A 20,723-nucleotide genomic window follows, 5' to 3' on the forward strand; every position below is an offset into this window, starting at 1 on the left:
GGGAAATGCCAACCCGCAATAGCAGCGATTAGACGAACGGCTAGGCGATGCCGTAACACATCGGCGCTTGCGCGAGATCGCATCGCGGCCGAAAGATTTTTCCAGCGCCTGTCGAAATCGGGCAGGGCCGCGCGACATACGTCCGGCTCGCAACGATGCGGCCTTCGAGAAACGGGAGAAGACCATGCGATATATGCTTTTGATCTACGGAAACGAAGCGGGGATGGCGGCCGCGCCGGCAGATGCGGTGACACAGATGTCGAGCGCCTATGTCGCCTACACCGAAGCGCTGAAGAAATCGGGCGCCTGGCTCGCCGGCGACCGGCTGAAGCCGACGCAATCCGCTACCTCGGTGCGGATGGCCAATGGCAAGACCAACGTGCTTGACGGCCCCTATGCCGACACCAAGGAGCAGCTTGCCGGTTTCTATATGATCGAAGCGGAGGACGTCGACGCGGCTATTGCCTGGGCCGCGCGCTGCCCGGGCGCCAGCACCGGCACGGTAGAGGTGCGGCCGATCTGGGAACTCACCATGTGATGCCTGAACTGCCCGACACCGCACGGGCGGCGGCGGAAGCGGCCGCCCGGCAAAGCTACGGCAAGCTGGTCGCCTATCTCGCCGCACGCACGCGCGACGTGGCCGCTGCCGAGGACGCCTTGGCCGATGCCTTTGCAGCGGCGCTCGAGCGTTGGCCACAGGCGGGCGTGCCCAACAAGCCGGAAGCCTGGCTGCTGGCGGTGGCGCGCCGGCGCCGCGTCGACGCGCTCAGACGGCGGCTGACAAGCGAGGCGGGCCGCGACCACCTCAGGCTGATCGCGGAGGAGATGGAGGCACGCATGGCCGACGAAGACCTGCCGGACGAGCGGCTCAGGCTGATGTTTGCTTGCGCTCATCCGGCGATCGAGGCCGGTATCCGCGCGCCGATGATCCTGCAGACGGTTCTGGGCTTCGACGCAGCGACCATCGCCTCGGCCTTTCTTGTCTCGCCGGCCACGATGAGCCAGCGCCTGGTGCGCGCCAAGGCCCGCATCCGCGAGACCGGCATTCCATTCCGCGTGCCGGAGCGGGCCGAACTCGGCGAGCGGCTGGGCACCGTTCTGGAAGCGATCTACGCGGCGTTTGCCGAAGGCTGGTCCGACCCCGCCGGCACCGAAGCGCAGCGGCGCAATCTCGCGACCGAAGGCATCTGGCTCGGCCGGCTGGTCGCCTCGCTGATGCCGGATGAGCCGGAAGCACTCGGCCTGCTGGCGCTGATGCTGTTCGCCGAAGCGCGGCGCGCAGCGCGGCGCAATGCGGCAGGCGACTATGTGCCGCTAGCGCAGCAGGATCTTGCACTGTGGGACGATACAATGATCGACGAAGCGGAGATGCTGCTCGGGCGCGCCGCTGCCAAGGGCGTGGTCGGCCGCTACCAGCTCGAGGCCGCCGTGCAGTCAGCCCATGCGACAAGGCGGCTGACCGGCGGCACCGACTGGGTCGCGATCAAGGAGCTCTACGACGCGCTGTCGGTGATTGCCGGCTCGCCAGTGGTGTCGATCAACCGTGCGGTGGCGATTGCCGAGGCCGAAGGTGCTTCGGCAGGATTGGGCGCCCTTGATCAACTCAGCGGCGACAAGCGGCTGTATGACTATCAACCTTACTGGGCCGCCCGAGCGGGCCTGCTGGCAAGACTCGGCAGAGTTCCGCAAGCGAGCGAGGCCTATGACCGGGCTATCGGCCTCGAACGCCATCCGGCCGTGCGCCGGTTCCTGCAGGAACGACGGGCAGGTCTCGACCGCGCGGAAAGACACTGAGACAAGGCGGAGTGCTTAGGCCGGCCACATGTCGTGGGAAGCATTCAGTCTCTTTATCACCCGATGTTCCCGCAAATTGGCCCACAGGCGTTCGATGTTCGGCCAAGCGGTTGGAATCTTCGCGACCTCGGGATGCCAAGCCACCAACATGACGAGATAGATGTCGGCCAGCGAGAGCCGGTCGCCGACCAGCCAGTCGCGGCCTTCGAGGGCGGCATCGAGAATGGCGAAGCCGCGATCCATTTCCGAGACCGCCGCCTGTTTGACGGCTTCCACGCCGCCGGGATCTGTCGTGTAGCGATGAGCGTAGAAGAACCGCAGGTCAGCCGAATAGATGACGGAGGACATGAAAAACATCCAGCGCAGGAAGTCGGCACGGTCAGGTGTGTTCGCTGCCGGCGCTAGAGCTGCTTCCGGATAGCGTTCGGCGAGCAGGATGCAGATTGCCGCCGACTCGGTCATCGAATGCCCGTCCGGCAAGACCAGGACCGGGACCTGGTTCAAGGGATTGATGTCGAGGAAGGCCTGGTTGGGTCGGCCTTTTGGAACATCGATCTGGTCGAAAGGCACTCCCGCTAAAGCAAGCGCCGCCTCGACGACAAAGCCGCCGGTATTGGCACGCGTATAGAGCTTGTACATGAAGTCCATCCACCTGCCGGTGCAGCGACGATTTGATATGGAAGTGACTCGCCGCTCAAGCGAACGACGCTCGCCACAGGTGGTTTTTCAGCAGTCCACGCCGAAGCGTCGAAACAGAACTTTTTATGCCGGAGGGGCAGCGCGAAGGATCGCTACGAACCGGCCAAAAACTCCTGTCCAGACTCTAAGCGCCCAATCCCTCGAACAGGATCGTCGAGAGATAGCGCTCGGCGAAGGAGGGGATGACGACGACGAGGTTCTTGCCCTTGTTCTCCGGCCGCGAGCCGACGACGATCGCCGCCTGCAGGGCGGCACCCGACGAGATGCCGACCGGTACACCTTCGAGACGGGCGACGAGCCGTGCATTGGCGACCGAATCCTCGTTCGAGACCTTGACGATCTCGTCGTAAATCGTCGTGTCGAGGATTTTTGGTGCGAAGCCGGCGCCAATGCCCTGGATCTTGTGCGGGCCGGGTTGGCCGCCGGACAGTACCGGCGAGGCCTCCGGCTCGACGGCGACGACATGCACCGAGGGCTTGCGCTTCTTCAGCACCTGGCCGACGCCGGTGATGGTGCCGCCGGTTCCAATGCCGGCAACGAAGATATCGACTTCGCCATGGGTGTCGTTCCAGATTTCCTCGGCTGTGGTGCGGCGATGGATTTCCGGATTGGCCGGGTTCTCGAATTGTTGCGGAATGACGGCATCGGGCAGCGTCGCGGCCAGCTCGTCGGCCTTGGCGATGGCGCCCTTCATGCCTTTCGGCCCTTCGGTCAGCACCAGCTCGGCGCCGAGCAGCGCCAGCATTTTGCGGCGCTCGACCGACATGGTTTCCGGCATCGTCAGGATCAGCTTGTAGCCTTTGGCGGCGGCGGCAAAGGCGAGCGCGATGCCGGTATTGCCCGAGGTCGGCTCGATAAGCGTGGTCTTGCCGGGCGTAATCCTCCCAGAAGCCTCCAGTGCCTCGATCATCGACACGCCGATGCGGTCCTTGACCGAGGCGATCGGGTTGAAGAATTCGAGCTTGGCCAGCAGATTGGCGACGACACCCTTCTCCCTGGCGAATTTGTCGAGCCGCACCAACGGCGTGTCGCCGATCGTCTCGGTGATCGAATTGTAGATGCGGCCGCGGCCGGGCACGTGTGTGGGGGTGGCGGGCTTGTTCATTGATTTTCCTCCCAGAGGTCAAGCGGCAAGAGTCGGGCGGGCATAAGATAGAGCCATCCGCCGCGCAAGATAGGCTGTCGATCGAAAATATCCGAGTGAAGTTCGTGCCGAATGCCCTCGCCTTGGAAAGGCGTGACAATTCCTGGCCGGCTTGGCGAAAGAGGTCTATTGGCGGGCGGCGATAGCTGCCGCCGCCCCGATCATGAAACCGGCGGCGGTGCGGTTGAGTGCCCTCAGCGCCCGCGGCGACTTCAGGAACCAGCGCGCTTTGGCCGCGAGCGCCAGATAAGGCACCAGCACCACAAGCAGGACGACGATCGTGAGCGCGACTAGGATGCCGTAATCGGCCAGCGTGATCGTCTTCAGATCGACGATGGTCGGGGTGATGGCTAGATAGAAGATCATCGTCTTCGGATTGCCGAGCGTGACGGCGAGACCGGCTACAAAGCTGGATGCCAAGCCGCCCTTGCCTTTCTTCGCCTCCACCGTCTCGGGCGTGATGCCGTTCGTCCAGAAACGCCAGCCAAGAAAAGCGAGGTAGGCGACGCCCAGCCATTTGATGACCAGAAAGATCATGCCAAAGGTCTGTGCGACGAAAGCGAGGCCGAGCACCACGGCCGTGAGATACGTCAGGTCGCCGAGCATCAGCCCGAAGGACATGGCCAGCGACGAGCGGAAGCCGGAACCCAGCGCACGCGCAACGAGTGCGGTGACGCCGGGGCCGGGGATGGCTGCGGCGATGCCGAGGGCAGCACTATAGGCGAGGAACCCGGTGAGCGTCATGATTCGCTCTTGTCGCACAATGTGGAAGTTGGGTGAATTCCCTCGGCCCGGATTCGATTGCGCCAGCGCAGCAGGCGACACCGCCGTTCAAGAGCGGCCGTCTTCGTAGGTAACGCGCCAGATGGTGCCGTTGCCGTCCTCGGTGACGATCAGCGAGCCGTCCTTGGCCATCGCGACACCGACCGGGCGGCCCCAGACGGCGTCGTTCGAGATAACGAAGCCGGTCATGAAGTCCTCATATTCGCCGGTCGGCTTGCCATCCCTGAATTTGAGCCTCACCACCTTGTAGCCGGTCCTGGCGCCACGATTCCACGAACCATGCATGGTGACGAAGGCGTCACCCTGATAATCCGCCGGGAAGTTGTTGCCGTCGTAGAAGGCTATATTCATCGGCGCCGAATGCGCCTGCATCAGTACGTCCGGGACAGTGGCCTTGCCGGCTAGGTCGGGCCGCTCGCCCTGATGGCGCGGATCCTCGTGATTGCCGATGTAGTACCAAGGCCAACCATAGAATCCGCCGTCCTTGACTACAGTTGCAAATTCGAACGGCACATTGTCGCCGAGTTCGTCGCGCTCATTGACGACGCACCACAATGCGCCGGTGGCGGGCTGCACGGTCATGCCCGTACAGTTGCGCAGGCCGGTGGCGACAGTTCGGGGATTTTTCCCATCCGGATCGAAGGCGAGCACATCGGCACGGCCGTCCTCGGAGCCCCAGGCCGCCCCGAGCGGCTTTGATTTGGCCCAGGCGTCGAGGCCGCTATCCGGCTCCTTGCCTATGTCCTCGGCGACGTTCGAGGCGGAGCCAACCGACAGATAAAGCGTCTTGCCGTCCGGCGAGAAGGCGATGTCGCGGGTCGTGTGACCGCCCGACGGGATTTTGGCGACAATGGTTTCTGGTTTACCGGATGCCTTCAGGTCACCGTCGCGATAAGGAAAGCGGACGATGCTGTCGCTGTTTGCGACATAGACCCATTGCGGCTTGTCTCCTGGCGGATAGAAGGCGATGCCGTAGGGATAACTGAGCCGCTTGGCGAAGATCGCTTTCTCGATGGGCTTGGCGCTGCCCTCGGCGAGACGATAGACACGTATCTGGTCGGCATGGCTGTTGGCAACGAACAGGTCGCCATTCGGAGCGACGCGCACGACGCGCGGATTGACGATGCCGGATGCGATCAGTTCGGCCGAAAAGCCCGGCGGCAAATCTGGCTTGGCGCTTTCGGGCAGTTCCGCCACGCCGGCGCCGTTCGACGCGGATTGGGCGGGATCGGCTGGCGGCATGTCTTGCGGCCCGATCAGGCGGCGGGTGCCAGGCCTGTCGGCGTGCCAATCGCCAAAAGCGGCTTCGCCTTTGAGCACCTTCTGATCCGCCTGCTGGGCGGCTGCCGGTGTCGCAACAAGGAGAGCAGCGGCAATGGCCGCAAAGCCGCCAGATCGGATCATCAACGTCCTCCGGGATTCGCCTCGAAAAGGGCAAACGGGATGAGGCATTGGTCGTTCCAAGCGGCCGTCCAGCACACGAGGATTTGAAGCCGAACCCCGATTCACTTGCCGGCGGCGTAGAAATCGTCGTCGAGGCGCTTTTCCAGCGCGACCAGATCGGCCGGCAGCGGCAAGCCCATGGCCCGCATCTCTTGCAGCTTCTCGCGCAACTGCTCTTGCACCTCGTGCTGATCCTCTGGCTGGTTGATCATTTCTTCGAGCAGCAGGCTGATCTGGGCCTTGAACGATTCCAGCGCCATTCTTTTTCTCCTTGCGGCAGGCCGCGGCGGCTCCTAGCGCAGCATGCGCGAAATCAGCTGCGCGGTATAGTCGACCATCGGTACTATGCGCGCATAATTCAGCCGCGTCGGCCCGATGACGCCGAGCGCACCGACGACGCGGGCGTCCTTGTCGCGATAGGGTGCCACCACCAGTGATGAGCCCGACAGAGAAAACAGCTTGTTTTCCGAACCGATGAAGATGCGCACGCCCGGGCCCTCCTCGGCGAGGTCGAGGAGCTGGATCAGTCCGTCCTGGGTTTCGAGATCCTCGAAGAGATGCCGCAGCAATTCGATGTCGGCCTGGGCAGTGACGTTTTCCAGGAGATTGGCGCGGCCGCGCACGATAAGCCGCCCAGGCACCCCGCTTTCGGCGCCTGCCCAGACCGCCAGGCCCTTCTCGACCAGATCCTGTGAAAGCGTATCGAGGGCTGCCCTGGTCTCTTCCTTGATGCGGGCGATCTCGACCCGCGCTTCGGCCAGGGTGCGGCCGCGAATATGGGCGTTGAGGAAATTGGAGGCTTCGTGCAATTGCGAGACGGTGATGCCGGCGGGCAGATCGACGACGCGATTTTCGACGTCGCCGTTCTGCGAGACCAGCACGGCCAACGCCTTGGTCGGCTCGAGCTGGATGAATTCGATGTGCTTCAGCGCCACCTCGTTCTTGGCGGCGAGCACGAGGCCGGCGCCGCGCGACATGCCGGACAGCATCTGGCTGGCCTCGGTCAGCATATGCTCCAGCGTCGCGCCCGAGCCGGAGGCGCGCACCTGCGCCTCGATGGTGCGGCGCTCCTCGTCGGAGAGGTCACCGAGTTCCATGAACGCATCGACGAAGAAGCGCAGGCCAGCCTGGGTCGGCAGACGGCCGGCCGAAATATGCGGCGCATAGATCAGGCCGAGATGCTCGAGGTCGCTCATCACGTTGCGGATGGTGGCCGGCGATAGCGACGACGGCAGGATGCGCGACAGGCTGCGCGAGCCGACCGGCTCGCCATCCCTCAGATAAGAATCGACGATGCGCCGGAAGATGTCGCGCGAACGCATGTCGAGCGATTGAAGCGCGGGCGATTGCAGCGCGTGCGACGGGAGCACGTGCGATTGCGAACCGGGATCGACTGCCTTGGTCATTTCGAGCCAAAAACCTCCGGCCCGAAGATATAGACTTCCGCGACGTCGGCGCAACCGGTCCATTTTCCTTTGCGCCTCACGCCCCGTGCGGCTACAAGCCGGCCAAGATCCCGAAGAAAGAAAGAAAGAAGCCTGAATGCGCCCTTCCAAACGCCAGTTCGACGAAATGCGCCCCATCTCCTTCGAGCGCGGCGTCTCCAAGCATGCGGAAGGCTCGTGCCTGGTGAAGTTCGGCGACACGCATGTGTTGTGCACGGCCAGCCTGGAGGAAAAGGTGCCGGGTTGGATGCGCAACTCCGGTAAGGGCTGGGTGACGGCGGAATACGGCATGCTGCCGCGTTCGACCGGCGAGCGCATGCGCCGCGAGGCTTCGGCCGGCAAACAAGGCGGCCGCACGCTGGAGATCCAGCGGCTGATCGGCCGCTCCCTGCGCGCCGTGGTCGATCTGCAGGCGCTCGGCGAGCAGCAGATCACCGTCGACTGTGATGTGATCCAGGCCGATGGCGGCACGCGCACCGCTTCGATCACCGGCGGCTGGGTGGCGCTTTACGATTGCCTGCGCTGGATGGAAGCCCGCCAAATGGCGAGCCTGGGCAAGGTGCTGAAGGATCACGTTGCGGCGATCTCCTGCGGCATCCATGATGGTCAGCCGGTCATCGACCTTGACTATATCGAGGATTCCTCGGCCGGAACCGACGCCAATTTCGTCATGACCGGCAAGGGCGGCATCGTCGAGATCCAGGGCACGGCCGAGGGCGAACCGTTCTCGGAAGAGCAGTTCGCGGCCTTGATGGGGCTGGCCAAGAAAGGCATTCAGCGCCTGGTCAGCCTGCAGCAGATGGCGGTGGACTGATCTTCAGGTTATGACGATGAGGGTGACGATCCTGTGACTCCTTCCGCAATCCTGGAATCAGCACTCTACGTGACGGATCTCGCTGCCGCGGAACGGTTCTATTCGGGCGTCCTCGGGCTCGATCCGCTCGGCAAGGTCGAGGGCAGGCATCTCTTCTTCCGCTGCGGCGACGGCGTGCTGCTTATCTTCAATGCCGAGGCGACGAAAGTGCCGCCGCCGGCCGACGCCAGGCTGCCAGTGCCGCCGCATGGCGCGGTCGGCGAGGGCCATCTCTGTTTCGCCGCAAGCGCCGACGAGATCGTGCGCTGGAAAGCGCACCTGGAAGCAAAGAGCATCGCCATCGAAAGCGAGTTCGAGTGGCCGCAAGGCGGCCGCTCGATCTATATTCGCGACCCCTCGGGCAATTCGATCGAATTCGCCGAGCCAAGAATTTGGGGCATCTGATGCATTCGCCAACTGTTCATTCGCTTGATGGGCATAAGATCGTCGTCGCAAGCCACAATGCCGGCAAATTGCGCGAATTCGCCGATCTGATGGCGCCGTTCGGCATAGAAGCGAAGTCGGCCAAGGAGTACGGCCTGCCGGAACCGGACGAGACCGGCACCACTTTCGAGGAGAACGCGCTCATAAAAGCCTTGGCCGCTGCCAAGGCCACTGGATTGCCGGCGCTGTCGGACGATTCCGGCCTATGTGTCGATGCGCTCGACGGCGCACCCGGCGTCTACACTGCCAACTGGGCCGAGACGCCGGACGGCCCCCGCGACTTCGGCATGGCCATGCAGCGCACGGAAGTGGCCTTGCAGGAAGTTGGCGCGATCGCGCCTGCTCAGCGCAAGGGCCGCTTTGTCGCGGTCATCTGCCTGGCCTTTCCCGACGGCCAAGCTGAATATTTTCGCGGCGAGGTCGAGGGTACGCTGGTATGGCCGCCGCGCGGCGAACTCGGCTTCGGCTACGACCCGGTGTTCTTGCCCAATGGGTTCGAAAAGACCTTCGGCGAGATGAGCGCGGAGGAAAAACATGGCTGGAAGCCCGGCCAGCCGACAGCATTGTCGCACCGCGCCCGCGCCTTCCAGAAATTCGCGCAAGCCCGATTGGCCGCCGCATGACCATGCTGCTCGACCGCAGCCCGGGTTTTGGCGTCTACATCCACTGGCCGTTCTGCGCGGCCAAGTGCCCCTATTGCGACTTCAACAGCCATGTCCGCCACCAGCCGGTCGACCAGGAGCGTTTTGCGCGCGCCTTCGAGGCCGAGCTGGCGACCATGCGCGGCCGCACCGGGCCGCGCGAGGTGACAAGCATCTTTCTCGGTGGCGGTACGCCGTCGCTGATGAAGCCGCAGACCGTGGCGGCGGTGCTGGATGCCGTGGCGAAGAACTGGACGGTACCAGATGGCATCGAGGTGACGCTGGAGGCCAATCCTTCCTCGGTCGAGGCCGAGCGCTTTCGCGGCTATCGCGCGGCGGGCGTCAACCGGGTGTCGCTTGGCGTGCAGGCGCTGAACGACAAGGATCTGCGCTTTCTCGGCCGTTTGCACAATGTCGATGAGGCCCTGCATGCGATCGGCCTGGCGCGCGAGATTTTCCCACGGTTGTCGTTCGACCTGATCTACGCGCGGCCGGACCAGACGCCTGAAGCGTGGCAGACGGAACTCGAGCAGGCGATCGGCCACGCCGCCGACCATCTGTCGCTGTACCAGCTGACCATAGAGGAAGGCACGCCGTTCCATGCACTGCATGCGGCAAGGAAATTCATCATTCCAGACAATGATGTTGCCGCCGATCTCTATGCGTTGACGCAGGAGATCACCGCCGCGCACGGACTGCCGGCCTACGAGATTTCCAACCACGCTAGGCCCGGCGCCGAAAGCCGGCACAATCTCACCTACTGGCGCTATGGCGAATATGTCGGCGTCGGTCCCGGCGCGCATGGCCGTTTCGTCGAGAGCGGGCGGCGCGTGGTGACAATCGCCGAGAAAATGCCGGAGACCTGGGCCAATCTGGTCGAGGCCAAGGGCCATGGCGTCACCGGCGGCGAGATCCTGACGCGATCGGAAGAAGCCGACGAGTTCCTGCTGATGGGGCTGAGGCTGGCGGAAGGCATCGACCTTTCCCGCTACGAGGCGTTTTCAGGGCGCGGCCTGTCGACGGCACGGCTGTCGGTGCTGCAGGACGAAGGCTTGGTGGCGCCGATCGGCAATGCCCGCCTGCGCGCCACGCCGGCCGGCATGATCGTGCTCGATGCGGTCGTGGCGGATTTGGCCAGATAGTACCGGTGAAGAACGTTCTCTTCGTCTGCAGCCAGAATCGCTTGCGCAGCCCGACGGCGGAGCAGGTGTTTTCCGGTCGCAGGGACATCGAGGTCGCTTCAGCCGGCACCAATCACGATGCCGACACTCCGTTGACGCACGAACTCATCGCCTGGGCCGATATCATCTTCGTGATGGAAAAGGCGCACCGCGGCAAACTGCAGCGGAAATTCAGGGCCAGTCTAAGGAAGGCTCGCGTGATCTGCCTCGATATTCCCGACGACTATGAATTCATGGACCAGGAACTGGTCCGGTTGCTGGCGGTGAAGGTGTCGCGATATCTCTGAAGGCTGCGCTACCCGCGCCTTCGTCATGCTCGGGCTTGACCCGAGGATCCATGCCGCTACCCTTGTCGAAGAATGCTGCGGTAGAATTCTGAACTGTCGAAACGCTTGAATGTTACGGCATGGATCCTGGGGTCTGCGCCGCGTCGCTGCGCTCCTTGCTCCGCCCCAGGATGACGAAAAGGGGATCAAGCGTCGTGCTTGAAACGACGCTTGCCGCGGTCCTTCTCGGCATGCGCTTCTCCGGAGCGGGTCTGCTTGATCTCGCTCTTGTCGCGCGGGGCACGGTGCTGGTCGCCTGTGGGATGTGATGCTGCGCCATCGCGGGCGCTTTTTGTTTCGAGACGGGTGATGAAAATATCGAAGCGATTGGGCATCGTCCGGTCAGTGCTCCGTCGTGCTGTCGGTTTCGGTTACGCGCTTGCTCTCTGCCAATGGCTGGCGCGCGAGCGGTTTCCTGGCCTCGCCATCCGCGTTGCCACGCAGGCTCTTGTCGCCTGGCGCGGCGAAGCGCTTGCGGCCGGCATAATAGGGTTCGAAAACGTCCTGTATCGTCAGGCTGTCCATCCTGCTCCTCCCGAGATCAGGGTTAAAATTCGCCGGCAACGGTTTCGTTCCCTACTATGGCAAAGGCATGGCGGCCGGTTCACGTCGGGACCCCGTTTGGAACCGGGCGTTTGCAACTCAGGCTTTTGCAACCAGGCATGAGCCGTGCCAAACAGGGTCGAACGGAGTTGTGCAGGTGACCGGCGAATTGGCCAAACGCAGTTATGTGGTCGGGCAGACCGAGATCGCCACCCGGCCGCTCGAGCCGGCGCTCTATCTGGTGGCTACGCCGATCGGCAATCTCGCCGACATCACGCTGCGCGCGCTGGAAACGCTCGCCGCCGCAGATATCGTCGCCTGCGAGGACACGCGTGTTTCGCGCGTCCTGCTCGACCGCTACGGCATCCGCCGCCGCACCACCGCCTATCACGAGCACAATGCCGCCGAGGCCGGGCCGAAGCTGGTCGCGGCACTGCTGGCCGGGCAGAGCGTAGCGCTGATCTCTGATGCCGGCACGCCGCTCATCTCCGATCCCGGCTACCGGCTGGTTGGCGAGGCGCTGGAACGCGGCATTCGTGTCGTGCCGATCCCCGGACCGTCGGCGCCACTTGCCGCTCTGACGGCATCCGGCCTGCCTTCGGACGCCTTTCTGTTTGCCGGCTTCCTGCCGGTGAAGACCGGCCAGCGGCTGACGCGGCTGGAAGCGCTGAAGGCGGTGCCGGCAACGTTGATCTTCTTCGAATCGCCGCGCCGGCTGGCCGAGACGCTCAGTGCCATGGTCGAGGTGCTGGGCGGCGCCCGCAAGGCGGCGATCGGCCGCGAGCTGACCAAGACTTTCGAGGAGATGCGGACCGGCACCCTGCAGTCACTCGCCGGCCATTACGCGGCAGCCGATACGCCTAAGGGCGAAATCGTCATCTGCGTCGGCCCGGCCGATGCGGTCGCTGATGAGCCTGAAGACATCGACCGGCTGCTGCTTTCGCTGGCCGCCGAGATGCCGGCCTCCAAGGCGGCGGCGGAAGCCGCCAAGATGACGGGTGGCCAAAAACAGACGCTCTACCGACGGCTGCTCGACCTCAGGAATGCCGGAAGAGACGGGGCCGGCGGAGACGGCGATGGCTGAACGGCCGAGCGCCAGCCGGCAAAAGGCCTACCGGCGCGGCCATCACGGTGAATGGCTGGCGGCGGCGGCGCTGATGCTGAAGGGCTACCGGATTCTTGCCCGCCGCCACCGTACCAGGTTTGGCGAGATCGACCTGATCGCGCGGCGTGGCGATTTGGTGCTGATCGTCGAGGTCAAGGCACGCCGTACGCTGATCGAGGCGATGGAGGCCGTCGGCCGCGAATCGGAGCGCCGCATCGAAGGCGCGGCCGATTTCTGGCTGTCGCGCCAATCCGACTACGGAAAATTATCGGTGCGCTTCGACATGGTGGCGGTATTGCCGTGGCGCTGGCCGGTGCATGTCGAGAACGTTTTTTACGGGGGGAACTAGGTCATTCCCGAGGTGGGGTCGGTTTTGCCGCGATCTCCGGTTCAGATTCGATTGCCTGTCGTCTCGTCGATGGGAACAAGCAAGTAGCGCCATTTGCTGCCTGGATCATGTGCCGACGCTCATCTGGATTCGCTCAATCGATCGGTTTGTCGACCTGGTCGCCGCCCAGCACTGACTGGAACAAAAGCGTTCCTGCGTTGTTCTCCAACCGTCCTGATGTTCGACGGGCTGGTTCAAATGCCGATCAGGGCAGTCCTCGTGGCAGCATGCGAGGACAAGGGATGGCGAGGCAAATGGATCCCGACGATCTCAACCAGGAACGGATCGTCACCGTGTTCGGCGGAACTGGCTTTCTCGGGCGCAGGATCGTGACGCGGCTCCTGGAAAGGGGTTTCACGGTGCGCGCCGCATCTCGCCATCCGGCTCGCGTGGCCCTGGTCTTTTCCTCGATTACAAGGATGCCCGAAGCAGTCGAGGCGGATATATTGGATGCGTCCTCGATCGGGTCGGCCATTACCGGATCACAGGCGGTCGTGAATGCTGTCAGTCTTTACGTCGAGCAGGGCGTCCAGACCTTTGAACGCGTCCATGTGAAAGCCGCGGCGGATCTCGCTGCCGTGTCGCGCAAGGTCGAGATCGATCAGTTCGTCCAGATTTCAGGGATCGGCTCCGATCCTCAATCGGATTCGAATTATATAAGGGCACGTGGGCGCGGAGAAGTTGCCGTGGGAAACGCATTTCCCGGCGCTTTCATTGTGCGTCCCGCCGTCATGACAGGACCTGACGACGCTTTCCTCACGACCATTGTGAGGCTGATACGCCTCCTGCCGGTCTATCCGCTGTTCGGCGATGGTGGCACACGGCTTCAGCCGGTCTATGTGGCCGACGTCGCGGAAGCAGTGAGCCGGCTGATCGACGGGCGAAGCCACAAGGGTTCATCCATATTCGAATTCGGGGGCCCGCGTATCTATACCTATAAGGAATTGCTTCGGGAGATCGCCCGACAGCTCGATACGCACGTAAAGCTGATGCCGGTGCCGTTTGCTGTATGGAACGCCTTGGCTGGCGTCGCGGAACTCCTCCCGGCTGCCCCCATAACGCGCAACCAGATCGATCTTATGCGTCAGGATAATGTGGCAGCAATCGACGCGCCGGGCCTGAAGGAACTCGACATCGAGCCGCGGGATATCGACGAGGTGATCCGCGTGATCGAACAGCGCCGTGGCGTAGGCTCGCGCTCGTCTCCGCCTTAGGACGGCCCTCTGATCCTGGCGGGAACCTATCGCCGCGCGACAGGTTGGTCGAGCTTGAAGCCAATGAAAGAAGGAAAAGAACCATGGCCAGATGCGATCAATGCGGGAATGACTACGACAAGGCTTTCAAAGTGACGATGGCCGAGGAGACCTACACATTCGACAGCTTCGAATGCGCGGTCCAGAAACTTGCTCCGACGTGTCCGCATTGCGGATGCCGGATCATCGGACATGGCGTCGAACAGGATGACATCATCTACTGCTGCGCACATTGCGCCGCTGAGGAAGGTGCGAGCGCGCTGACCGATCGCGCGCCTTGATGCACCTCCTTTGGCGTCTCCAGGGCGACCATTCCGAATGACTGCGCCGGCTCACACCCATATGGCCAGTGCTGTCAGCCCGACGACGCCAGCCGAGGTCAAGACGCGCCGAGGTCAAGGCCGCCGCACCTGGACAAGTCGCTCCACAATGCCGGCCGCCTCCTCTGGAATAGCCGGTATGGTGCCCGATTTCCGTGTCGACCCGAAATCGAGGCCGGCGAAAAAGAGGCCAGGAATAGCGCCGACCCCGTCCTCGTGGATGGGCTGGCCGGCTGCATCGAGGGCGCCAGGAAGCCGAACCCATGAGAAATCGCCGGTGAAGCCCGTGCACCAGATCACTGATGTGATACCGCTTGCCGTCCAGTCGATGGAGCGGATCGGCGGATCAGGCAAGCGCGGTTCAATCGTCTCGCCTGGATCGTCCTCGGCCAGGGGCACATCAAGGCCGGCGCGCTCGATATACTCGTCAACCAGGCGCTTGGCATTCGCCGAAACCTCGTCGGCAAATCGCATATGGTCGTCGAGCTCGTCGCCGAAGACGAGGTTGCCATTCTCCATGCCGTTGAAGCGGCCGAGCAGCACCACGCCCTGTGCACTCAGCGATTGCAGGCTGATCGTATGGGTCGCGCCGACCAGCGCGCGGGCCTGCAGCTTGCCGGAGGGGAGGACGAGTTCCTTGCGCGGAACGTCGAGAAAACCGGACAGCGTCAGCCATTTAAGTATGTTGCCCCCGCGGTAGCGCCGCACCCAACGGCCGTTGCGACTGGTCGCCAAAAAGACCGCACGTCCGGCCAACGCCAGATCCTCGGCGATCTGGCCGCCCGACTGGCCGCTGCCGACCACCAGCACCGCGCCATTCTCGAACTCGGCCGGGTTGCGATAAGCCGAAGAATCGACTTGGCGTACTGCCGCCGGCAAGTCCGCCGACCCTGGTGGCCGGACCTGTCGGTTCTGGTCGCCGGTGGCGATCACCACATTGCGCGCCAGAAGCACGCCACGAGCCGCCGTAGTGACGCGAAAGATCCCGTCGTCTCTCGTCAGCTCTTGAACCGGAGTTTGGGTGCTTACCGGCAGGCGGTGCCGCTCGGCATAGCCTTCGAGATACGCGACAAATTCGTGGTGGGTTATCGCGCCCCAGGGCTCGGGCCCCTCGTAGGAATCACCGGGTAAGATGGAGCGAATGGTCGGCGAATTCAGTCGAAACGAGTTCCATCGCTGCGTTCGCCACGTTTCGCCGATCCGGCCTCGATCGAGCACAAGGTGGTCACAGCCCTGCCGTTTCAAGAAATAGCTGACGCCGAGCCCCGCCGGCCCGGCGCCAACAACGAGGGCGTCAAGAACTTCGCTCATGCATTCCCCCTGCCAACCATACGTCCACAAGATCGTATGGCTCGGCTTGGGGCAAGAATAGAGTTCCGGCTGGAATTGCGCTATCCGCGCCGCTCACCCCCAGATTGCCAGCCCCGTCAGGCCGACGATGCCCACGACCAGCCGCCACCAGCCGAACAGCGCATAGCCGTGGCGCGAAACGTAGTCGAGCAGGAAGCGCACGACGATCAATGCCGTGACGAAGGCGGCAACGAAGCCGACGGCGATGATGGGCAGGTCGGCACTGCTCAGCACATTGCGGTTCTTGAACAGGTCGAAGGCGAAGGCACCGACCATGGTCGGTATGGCAAGGAAGAAGGAGAATTCTGCCGCCGCCCGTTTGTCAACCCCGAGCAGCAGCGCGCCGACGATGGTCGAACCCGAGCGCGATGTGCCGGGGATCAGCGACAAGCACTGGAACAGCCCGATCTGCAGATAGAGCCTGGTCGGGAACCGTTCGACATCGTGGTAATATGGCTTCGGCTTCATGCGATCGACCAGCAGCAGGATGACGCCGCCGATGATGAGCATGATGCAGATCAGCCGCGGCGATTCGAACAGCACCGTCTTGATGAAATCATGCGCCAGCGCGCCGACGACGGCCGCCGGCAGGAACGCGATGAGAATGCCAAGGACGAAATGCCGCGTCAGCCGATCGTATGGCAGTTCGAGCAGCATCTTCCAGAGCCGGCGGAAATAGACGCTGAGGATCGCCAATATGGCGCCGAGCTGGATCAGGATCTCGAAGGCCTTGCCGGTCGAATGAAAGCCGAGGAAATGGCCGGCGAGCAGGATATGACCGGTCGAAGACACCGGAATAAACTCGGTCAGGCCCTCGAGCATGCCGAGCAGCAGCGCTTCGACGACGGTCTGGCTTTCCATGGCAACCTCGGCGTTGGAGGGAGGGCTTGAGAAAACGGCTTGCTTGTCACGGCGCGGAACTCCCCCTATAGGTCGCAGCACCCTGACAGCCCCTGAATCGGGCGGCCAAGACTTACCGGCGCAGCCGGCGATTTGCCAGTGCGCTCTATTATCGCGGGACCATGCTGACGCTTTTCCACCATCCGATGTTCGCCAGCTGCCGCTTCGTCCGCCTCGCCTTTGGCGAGTATGGCGAGGAACTGGCACTGATCGAAGAGAAGCCGTGGACGCGGCGCAAGGAGTTCCTGGCGCTGAACCCGGCCGGCACGCTGCCGATCCTGCTCGCCGAAGGCGACGTGCCGATCGTCGGCGCAGTGGTCATTGCCGAATATCTCGACGAGACGCGCGGCGTACTCAAGCGCGACAAGCGGCTATTCGCCGAGGATCCGATGGAGCGCGCCGAAATCCGCCGGCTGACCGACTGGTACCTCAACAAGGCGGAAAGCGAGGTTACCCGGCACCTGGTGCGCGAGCGCGTTCTGAAGCCGGTCATGCCGGAAACGGCGGGCGGCGGCTCGCCCGATTCGGCGGCGATCCGCGCCGCCCGCGCCAATATCCGCCAGCACATGAAATACACCAACTGGCTGGCCGGCACCCGTCATTGGCTGGCCGGCAACAAGGTCACCTATGCCGATCTCGCGGCGGCGGCGGCACTGTCGGTGCTCGACTATCTCGGCGAGATCGACTGGCGCGAACACAGCGCTGCGCGCGAATGGTATACTAGGGTGAAATCACGGCCTTCGTTCCGGCCGCTTCTGTCCGACCGGGTGCGCGGCCTGTCGCCGGTGTCACATTATGCGGACCTCGATTTCTGACGCGGCAAAGCTGCGCGCGCTGATCGACCGCGAGGCGCGGAACGCCGGCTTTGACGCCGTCGCCGTCACGACGCCCGATGCGATCCCGCAGGCGCCGGCCCGGCTAGCCGAATTCGTTGCCGACGGCTTTCACGGATCGATGGACTGGATTGCCGAAACGCTCGAGCGGCGAGGCAAACCGACGGCGCTTTGGCCGGAGGTCCGCTCGATCATCGTGCTGGCGATGAATTACGGCCCCGACCACGACCCACGCGACATCCTGGCAAAACGCGATCGCGGCGCGATCTCCGCCTATGCGCAGAACCGCGATTATCATGACGTCATGAAAGGCCGGCTGAAGGCGATCGCCGGCAAGCTTGTGGCGCGCGCCGGCGGCGACGTCAAAGTGTTTGTCGACACCGCGCCGGTGATGGAAAAGCCGCTGGCCGAGGCGGCCGGCCTCGGTTGGCAAGGCAAGCACACCAACCTGGTCAGCCGCGCCCATGGTTCCTGGCTGTTCCTCGGCACCATCTTCACGACGGCCGAGCTGGTGCCGGACGCGCCTGAGGACGATCATTGCGGCTCCTGCCGCGCCTGTCTCGACGCCTGCCCGACGGACGCCTTTCCGGCGCCTTACCGGCTCGATGCGCGGCGCTGCATTTCATACCTCACCATCGAGAACAAAGGACCGATCCCACATGAGTTCCGGGAAAAGATCGGCAATCGCATCTATGGCTGCGACGACTGCCTGGCCGCCTGTCCGTGGAACAAGTTCGCCCAAGCTGCCTCCGAGGCTAAGCTTGCCGCCCGCGCGGACTTGCGCGAACCGCCGCTCGCCGAGCTGCTTTGCCTGAACGACGCTGCCTTCCGCGCGCTTTTTTCGGGCTCGCCGGTCAAGCGCATCGGCCGCGACCGTTTTATCCGCAACGTGCTGATCGCGGCCGGCAATTCCCAGGACTTGTCGCTGGCCGGCGCCGTCCGCGCGCTGCTCGACGATGCCTCGCCGCTGGTTCGCGGCGCCGCGGTATGGGCGCTGTCGCGGCTAGTGCCGGGTCAGGAATTTGCCGAACGTGCCGCAGCCGCTTTGCAAGTAGAAGGTGACGAGGCGGTAAGAGGCGAATGGCTTCTGGCCCTGCCAAAGCCGATCGAGGCCCATCCATGACAAAAAAGCAGATTTTCATCTTCGGCGCCGGTTATTCGGGCAGGGCCTTCGCCGGCGCCAACAGGGATGCCGACACAACGATCTTCGGTACAACACGGTCGCTGGAAAAATTCGCGGCGCTGCGGCAAGCCGGTATCGTGCCGCTGCGTTTCGATGGCACGCTGACTTCCGAAATCGGCGATGCGCTTGGGAAGACAACCCATCTCGTCCTCTCGGTCGCGCCGGACGAGGCCGGCGACCCGGTGCTGGGCGCGGCACGCGAGGTGATCGTGGCCAACATGCCGGAGCTCGAATGGATCGCCTATCTCTCCACCGTCGGCGTCTATGGCGACCATGGCGGCAACTGGGTGGACGAGGCCGCCGAATGCCGGCCGTTGTCGAAGCGGTCGGTGATGCGTGTCGCAGCCGAGCAGGATTGGCTGCAACTGGGCCACGACATCCATCGGCCGGTGGCGATCCTGCGGCTTTCCGGCATTTATGGGCCGGGCCGCAACGCCCTGGTCAATCTCGAAAACGGCACCGCCCGGCGACTGGTCAAGCCGGGCCAGGTGTTCAACCGCATCCATTGCGACGATATTGCCGGCGCTCTCTGGCATCTAGCCGAAGGCGATCGCGGCGGCATCGTCAACGTCACCGACGACCTGCCGGCGCCGCCGCAGGACGTCGTCGCCTATGCCGCCAGGTTGATGGGCATCGAGCCGCCGCCCGAAATTCCGTTCGAGACCGCCCAACTTTCGCCCATGGCGCGGTCCTTCTATGGCGAGAACAAGCGTGTCGCCAACGCGGCGATCAAGGCGGCCGGCTATGGCTTTCGCTTTCCCGACTACCGCTCGGCTCTCGACGCCATGTGGGCGAGCGGCGACTGGCGCGACGGCGAGGCGCGCAGTCCGATGAAACGGTCGTGATCGATACGTTGCGCGGGGCGTGGTATGATGCGGTTCAAATCGCGGAGGGGTCCAGCTTGGGGAAGACGTTAAAGCGAGCCTTGCCGGGAAAAACACTGCTGCTGACGGCAGCACTGGCCGTCGCCGGCCTAACGCTTGCCGCGCAAACGGCGAGCGCCGAGCAACGGGCAAAAGAGCTGTTCGGCGCCAAAAAGCTGCCGGCACTCGCAGCAGCGCAATCGATCGGCTTTTATTCCAAAGGCTGTTTTTCCGGCGGCGTCGCGCTGCCCATGGACGGCCGGCACTGGGAGGTGATGCGACCGTCGCGCAACCGCCGTTGGGGCCATCCGGCGATGATCGCGATGATCGAGAAACTATCGCGCGATGCCGCGGCCGACGGCTGGCCGGGCCTGTTGATCGGCGACATCTCGCAACCGCGCGGCGGGCCGATGCTGAGCGGCCATGCCTCGCACCAGATCGGCCTCGACGCCGACATCTGGCTAACGCCGATGCCCGACCGCAAGCTTTCGACCGAAGAGCGCGAAAACATCAGCGCTACCTTGATGGTCGATGAAAAGACCCATCTGGTAAAGGATGGCCTGTGGACGCCGATGCACACGCGGCTGTTGAGGCGCGCCGCGAGCTATCCCGAAGTCGAGCGCATCCTGGTCAATCCAGGGATCAAGAAGAAGCTCTGCGACACGGTCAAAGGCGACCGCAGCTGGTTGCGCAAGGTCAGGCCGTTCTGGGGCCACGATTACCACTTCCACATTCGTATCGGCTGCCAGCCTGGGTCACCCGACTGCAAGGCGCAGGAAGCGACGGCGCCAGGCGATGGCTGCGACCAGGCGCTGGCCTGGTGGTTCACCGAGGAGCCGTGGCGCCCCAACAAGAATCCGGACAAGCCAAAGGCACGCGACGTGATGACGATGGCGAACCTGCCCAGGCAATGCCAGTTCGTGCTCGACGCGCCGGCTCCGGCCTCGGCGGAAGCAGTCACCTATTATGGCGACGGCGTGCCGATCGCGGCCGTACCCGCTCCCGCGGCAGAGCCTTCGCCGCCGCCGACGGTCGCAGCCGGCGCGGCAGCGCTTCCGGCCTCGGCGAACGCCTTTGTGGCGACCCCCGAGATCCGCATTCCGCTGCCGCGGCCACGACCGGGGCACTGATGGGCAGCGTGTTCGCTGTCTGCATCCGTGCATCTCCACTTCGAAAACCGATTTCCCTTTTTGCGGTCATGCGCTAGTCAACGAGAGAACGGCGATACGCGT

At 63.8% G+C, this 20,723-nt stretch carries 25 protein-coding genes; 15 read left to right on the forward strand and 10 right to left on the reverse strand.

Going from position 1 to position 20,723, the window contains the following annotated elements; all coding sequences use genetic code 11:
- The first annotated feature begins 184 nt into the window (after positions 1 to 184).
- Both NKI50_RS17835 and NKI50_RS17840 read left to right on the forward strand, forming a co-directional pair.
- Complete coding sequence (locus NKI50_RS17835; RefSeq protein WP_023718846.1) at positions 185 to 538, forward strand: YciI family protein; 354 nt, start codon at positions 185 to 187, stop codon at positions 536 to 538.
- On the forward strand, positions 538 to 1,794 hold the full coding sequence (locus NKI50_RS17840; protein ID WP_352640373.1) for an RNA polymerase sigma factor: 1,257 nt from the start codon (positions 538 to 540) through the stop codon (positions 1,792 to 1,794). Before NKI50_RS17835 ends, NKI50_RS17840 begins: the two co-directional genes overlap by 1 nt.
- A gap of 15 nt (positions 1,795 to 1,809) precedes the next feature.
- Here NKI50_RS17840 and NKI50_RS17845 read toward each other — a convergent pair whose 3' ends face one another.
- The 6 genes from NKI50_RS17845 to hrcA form a co-directional block, all read right to left on the reverse strand.
- Positions 1,810 to 2,433 carry a glutathione S-transferase family protein gene (locus NKI50_RS17845; protein WP_023718845.1) on the reverse strand — a complete coding sequence of 208 codons (624 nt, stop codon included), beginning with the start codon at positions 2,431 to 2,433 and terminating at the stop codon, positions 1,810 to 1,812.
- A 184-nt stretch (positions 2,434 to 2,617) separates the two neighbouring features.
- On the reverse strand, positions 2,618 to 3,598 hold the full coding sequence (cysK, locus tag NKI50_RS17850) for a cysteine synthase A (protein WP_023718844.1): 981 nt from the start codon (positions 3,596 to 3,598) through the stop codon (positions 2,618 to 2,620).
- A 165-nt stretch (positions 3,599 to 3,763) separates the two neighbouring features.
- Positions 3,764 to 4,381, reverse strand: a complete 618-nt coding sequence (locus NKI50_RS17855; protein ID WP_352640374.1) for a LysE family translocator — start codon at positions 4,379 to 4,381, stop codon at positions 3,764 to 3,766.
- Between the two features lie 87 nt (positions 4,382 to 4,468).
- Positions 4,469 to 5,824, reverse strand: coding sequence for a PQQ-dependent sugar dehydrogenase (locus NKI50_RS17860; protein WP_352640375.1), 1,356 nt, complete (start codon positions 5,822 to 5,824; stop codon positions 4,469 to 4,471).
- Between the two features lie 101 nt (positions 5,825 to 5,925).
- The gene (locus NKI50_RS17865) at positions 5,926 to 6,123 is read right to left on the reverse strand and encodes a hypothetical protein (RefSeq protein ID WP_023718841.1); all 198 of its coding nucleotides are present in this window, start codon (positions 6,121 to 6,123) and stop codon (positions 5,926 to 5,928) included.
- A gap of 33 nt (positions 6,124 to 6,156) precedes the next feature.
- A complete protein-coding gene (gene hrcA / locus NKI50_RS17870) occupies positions 6,157 to 7,269 on the reverse strand; it encodes a heat-inducible transcriptional repressor HrcA (protein ID WP_352481369.1) in 1,113 nt (370 codons plus the stop codon).
- Between the two features lie 136 nt (positions 7,270 to 7,405).
- Here hrcA and rph point away from each other — a divergent pair, with 136 nt between their 5' ends.
- The 5 genes from rph to NKI50_RS17895 are packed head-to-tail and all read left to right on the forward strand — an operon-like array spanning position 7,406 to position 10,714.
- On the forward strand, positions 7,406 to 8,122 hold the full coding sequence (rph, locus tag NKI50_RS17875; RefSeq protein WP_023718839.1) for a ribonuclease PH: 717 nt from the start codon (positions 7,406 to 7,408) through the stop codon (positions 8,120 to 8,122).
- A gap of 33 nt (positions 8,123 to 8,155) precedes the next feature.
- On the forward strand, positions 8,156 to 8,566 hold the full coding sequence (locus tag NKI50_RS17880; protein WP_023718838.1) for a VOC family protein: 411 nt from the start codon (positions 8,156 to 8,158) through the stop codon (positions 8,564 to 8,566).
- On the forward strand, positions 8,566 to 9,228 hold the full coding sequence (rdgB, locus tag NKI50_RS17885; protein ID WP_352592289.1) for an RdgB/HAM1 family non-canonical purine NTP pyrophosphatase: 663 nt from the start codon (positions 8,566 to 8,568) through the stop codon (positions 9,226 to 9,228). Before NKI50_RS17880 ends, rdgB begins: the two co-directional genes overlap by 1 nt.
- Positions 9,225 to 10,388, forward strand: a complete 1,164-nt coding sequence (hemW, locus tag NKI50_RS17890) for a radical SAM family heme chaperone HemW (RefSeq protein ID WP_023718836.1) — start codon at positions 9,225 to 9,227, stop codon at positions 10,386 to 10,388. Before rdgB ends, hemW begins: the two co-directional genes overlap by 4 nt.
- Before the next feature lie 5 nt (positions 10,389 to 10,393).
- Positions 10,394 to 10,714 (forward strand): low molecular weight protein tyrosine phosphatase family protein, encoded by a 321-nt coding sequence (locus tag NKI50_RS17895; protein WP_352640376.1) that lies wholly within the window; start codon positions 10,394 to 10,396, stop codon positions 10,712 to 10,714.
- Between the two features lie 185 nt (positions 10,715 to 10,899).
- Here the strand turns inward: NKI50_RS17895 and NKI50_RS17900 are convergent, their stop codons facing one another.
- Together NKI50_RS17900 and NKI50_RS17905 are read right to left on the reverse strand one after the other, a co-directional pair.
- The gene (locus NKI50_RS17900) at positions 10,900 to 11,088 is read right to left on the reverse strand and encodes a hypothetical protein (RefSeq protein WP_352640377.1); all 189 of its coding nucleotides are present in this window, start codon (positions 11,086 to 11,088) and stop codon (positions 10,900 to 10,902) included.
- 7 nt (positions 11,089 to 11,095) lie between these two features.
- A complete protein-coding gene (locus tag NKI50_RS17905; protein WP_352640378.1) occupies positions 11,096 to 11,278 on the reverse strand; it encodes a hypothetical protein in 183 nt (60 codons plus the stop codon).
- Positions 11,279 to 11,453: 175 nt separating this feature from the next.
- Between NKI50_RS17905 and rsmI the strand changes: the two genes are divergently transcribed.
- The 4 genes from rsmI (at position 11,454) to NKI50_RS17930 (ending at position 14,323) form a co-directional block, all read left to right on the forward strand.
- The gene (gene rsmI / locus NKI50_RS17910) at positions 11,454 to 12,380 is read left to right on the forward strand and encodes a 16S rRNA (cytidine(1402)-2'-O)-methyltransferase (protein ID WP_352640379.1); all 927 of its coding nucleotides are present in this window, start codon (positions 11,454 to 11,456) and stop codon (positions 12,378 to 12,380) included.
- A complete protein-coding gene (locus NKI50_RS17915) occupies positions 12,373 to 12,750 on the forward strand; it encodes a YraN family protein (RefSeq protein WP_352640380.1) in 378 nt (125 codons plus the stop codon). The genes rsmI and NKI50_RS17915 overlap by 8 nt, the downstream gene beginning before the upstream one ends.
- 293 nt (positions 12,751 to 13,043) lie before the next feature.
- A complete protein-coding gene (locus NKI50_RS17925; protein WP_352640381.1) occupies positions 13,044 to 14,003 on the forward strand; it encodes a complex I NDUFA9 subunit family protein in 960 nt (319 codons plus the stop codon).
- 44 nt (positions 14,004 to 14,047) lie between these two features.
- Positions 14,048 to 14,323 (forward strand): metallothionein, encoded by a 276-nt coding sequence (locus NKI50_RS17930; protein ID WP_352495436.1) that lies wholly within the window; start codon positions 14,048 to 14,050, stop codon positions 14,321 to 14,323.
- A gap of 114 nt (positions 14,324 to 14,437) precedes the next feature.
- Here NKI50_RS17930 and NKI50_RS17935 read toward each other — a convergent pair whose 3' ends face one another.
- Entirely contained in the window at positions 14,438 to 15,673 is a 1,236-nt protein-coding gene (locus tag NKI50_RS17935) for a flavin-containing monooxygenase (RefSeq protein WP_352717225.1), read from the reverse strand.
- Positions 15,674 to 15,766: 93 nt separating this feature from the next.
- Positions 15,767 to 16,573 (reverse strand): undecaprenyl-diphosphate phosphatase, encoded by an 807-nt coding sequence (locus NKI50_RS17940; RefSeq protein WP_352640383.1) that lies wholly within the window; start codon positions 16,571 to 16,573, stop codon positions 15,767 to 15,769.
- 161 nt (positions 16,574 to 16,734) lie between these two features.
- On the opposite strand from NKI50_RS17940, the gene NKI50_RS17945 reads away from it, so the two are divergent.
- The 4 genes from NKI50_RS17945 to mepA are packed head-to-tail and all read left to right on the forward strand — an operon-like array spanning position 16,735 to position 20,621.
- Positions 16,735 to 17,427, forward strand: coding sequence for a glutathione S-transferase family protein (locus tag NKI50_RS17945; protein WP_023678968.1), 693 nt, complete (start codon positions 16,735 to 16,737; stop codon positions 17,425 to 17,427).
- A complete protein-coding gene (gene queG, locus NKI50_RS17950; protein WP_352717228.1) occupies positions 17,408 to 18,568 on the forward strand; it encodes a tRNA epoxyqueuosine(34) reductase QueG in 1,161 nt (386 codons plus the stop codon). The genes NKI50_RS17945 and queG overlap by 20 nt, the downstream gene beginning before the upstream one ends.
- Positions 18,565 to 19,473, forward strand: coding sequence for an SDR family oxidoreductase (locus NKI50_RS17955; protein WP_352717230.1), 909 nt, complete (start codon positions 18,565 to 18,567; stop codon positions 19,471 to 19,473). Before queG ends, NKI50_RS17955 begins: the two co-directional genes overlap by 4 nt.
- Positions 19,474 to 19,529: 56 nt before the next feature.
- Complete coding sequence (gene mepA / locus NKI50_RS17960; RefSeq protein WP_031193975.1) at positions 19,530 to 20,621, forward strand: penicillin-insensitive murein endopeptidase; 1,092 nt, start codon at positions 19,530 to 19,532, stop codon at positions 20,619 to 20,621.
- Positions 20,622 to 20,723 lie beyond the last annotated feature (102 nt).

The organism is Mesorhizobium sp. M0563 (assembly GCF_040321065.1).
GTDB lineage: Bacteria > Pseudomonadota > Alphaproteobacteria > Rhizobiales > Rhizobiaceae > Mesorhizobium.

Bases quoted from the DNA above. Each gene is read 5' to 3' on its own strand.
- cysK (WP_023718844.1), bottom strand. From the start codon at position 3,598: ATGAACAAGCCCGCCACCCCCACACACGTGCCCGGCCGCGGCCGCATC.
- hemW (WP_023718836.1), top strand. From the start codon at position 9,225: ATGACCATGCTGCTCGACCGCAGCCCGGGTTTTGGCGTCTACATCCAC.
- NKI50_RS17940 (WP_352640383.1), bottom strand. From the start codon at position 16,573: ATGGAAAGCCAGACCGTCGTCGAAGCGCTGCTGCTCGGCATGCTCGAG.
- NKI50_RS17915 (WP_352640380.1), top strand. From the start codon at position 12,373: ATGGCTGAACGGCCGAGCGCCAGCCGGCAAAAGGCCTACCGGCGCGGC.
- rdgB (WP_352592289.1), top strand. From the start codon at position 8,566: ATGCATTCGCCAACTGTTCATTCGCTTGATGGGCATAAGATCGTCGTC.
- hrcA (WP_352481369.1), bottom strand. From the start codon at position 7,269: ATGACCAAGGCAGTCGATCCCGGTTCGCAATCGCACGTGCTCCCGTCG.
- NKI50_RS17925 (WP_352640381.1), top strand. From the start codon at position 13,044: ATGGATCCCGACGATCTCAACCAGGAACGGATCGTCACCGTGTTCGGC.
- NKI50_RS17845 (WP_023718845.1), bottom strand. From the start codon at position 2,433: ATGTACAAGCTCTATACGCGTGCCAATACCGGCGGCTTTGTCGTCGAG.
- NKI50_RS17840 (WP_352640373.1), top strand. From the start codon at position 538: ATGCCTGAACTGCCCGACACCGCACGGGCGGCGGCGGAAGCGGCCGCC.
- NKI50_RS17900 (WP_352640377.1), bottom strand. From the start codon at position 11,088: ATGCCCAATCGCTTCGATATTTTCATCACCCGTCTCGAAACAAAAAGC.
- queG (WP_352717228.1), top strand. From the start codon at position 17,408: ATGCGGACCTCGATTTCTGACGCGGCAAAGCTGCGCGCGCTGATCGAC.
- NKI50_RS17905 (WP_352640378.1), bottom strand. From the start codon at position 11,278: ATGGACAGCCTGACGATACAGGACGTTTTCGAACCCTATTATGCCGGC.
- NKI50_RS17935 (WP_352717225.1), bottom strand. From the start codon at position 15,673: ATGAGCGAAGTTCTTGACGCCCTCGTTGTTGGCGCCGGGCCGGCGGGG.
- NKI50_RS17945 (WP_023678968.1), top strand. From the start codon at position 16,735: ATGCTGACGCTTTTCCACCATCCGATGTTCGCCAGCTGCCGCTTCGTC.
- NKI50_RS17955 (WP_352717230.1), top strand. From the start codon at position 18,565: ATGACAAAAAAGCAGATTTTCATCTTCGGCGCCGGTTATTCGGGCAGG.
- NKI50_RS17860 (WP_352640375.1), bottom strand. From the start codon at position 5,824: ATGATCCGATCTGGCGGCTTTGCGGCCATTGCCGCTGCTCTCCTTGTT.
- NKI50_RS17865 (WP_023718841.1), bottom strand. From the start codon at position 6,123: ATGGCGCTGGAATCGTTCAAGGCCCAGATCAGCCTGCTGCTCGAAGAA.
- NKI50_RS17835 (WP_023718846.1), top strand. From the start codon at position 185: ATGCGATATATGCTTTTGATCTACGGAAACGAAGCGGGGATGGCGGCC.
- rph (WP_023718839.1), top strand. From the start codon at position 7,406: ATGCGCCCTTCCAAACGCCAGTTCGACGAAATGCGCCCCATCTCCTTC.
- NKI50_RS17855 (WP_352640374.1), bottom strand. From the start codon at position 4,381: ATGACGCTCACCGGGTTCCTCGCCTATAGTGCTGCCCTCGGCATCGCC.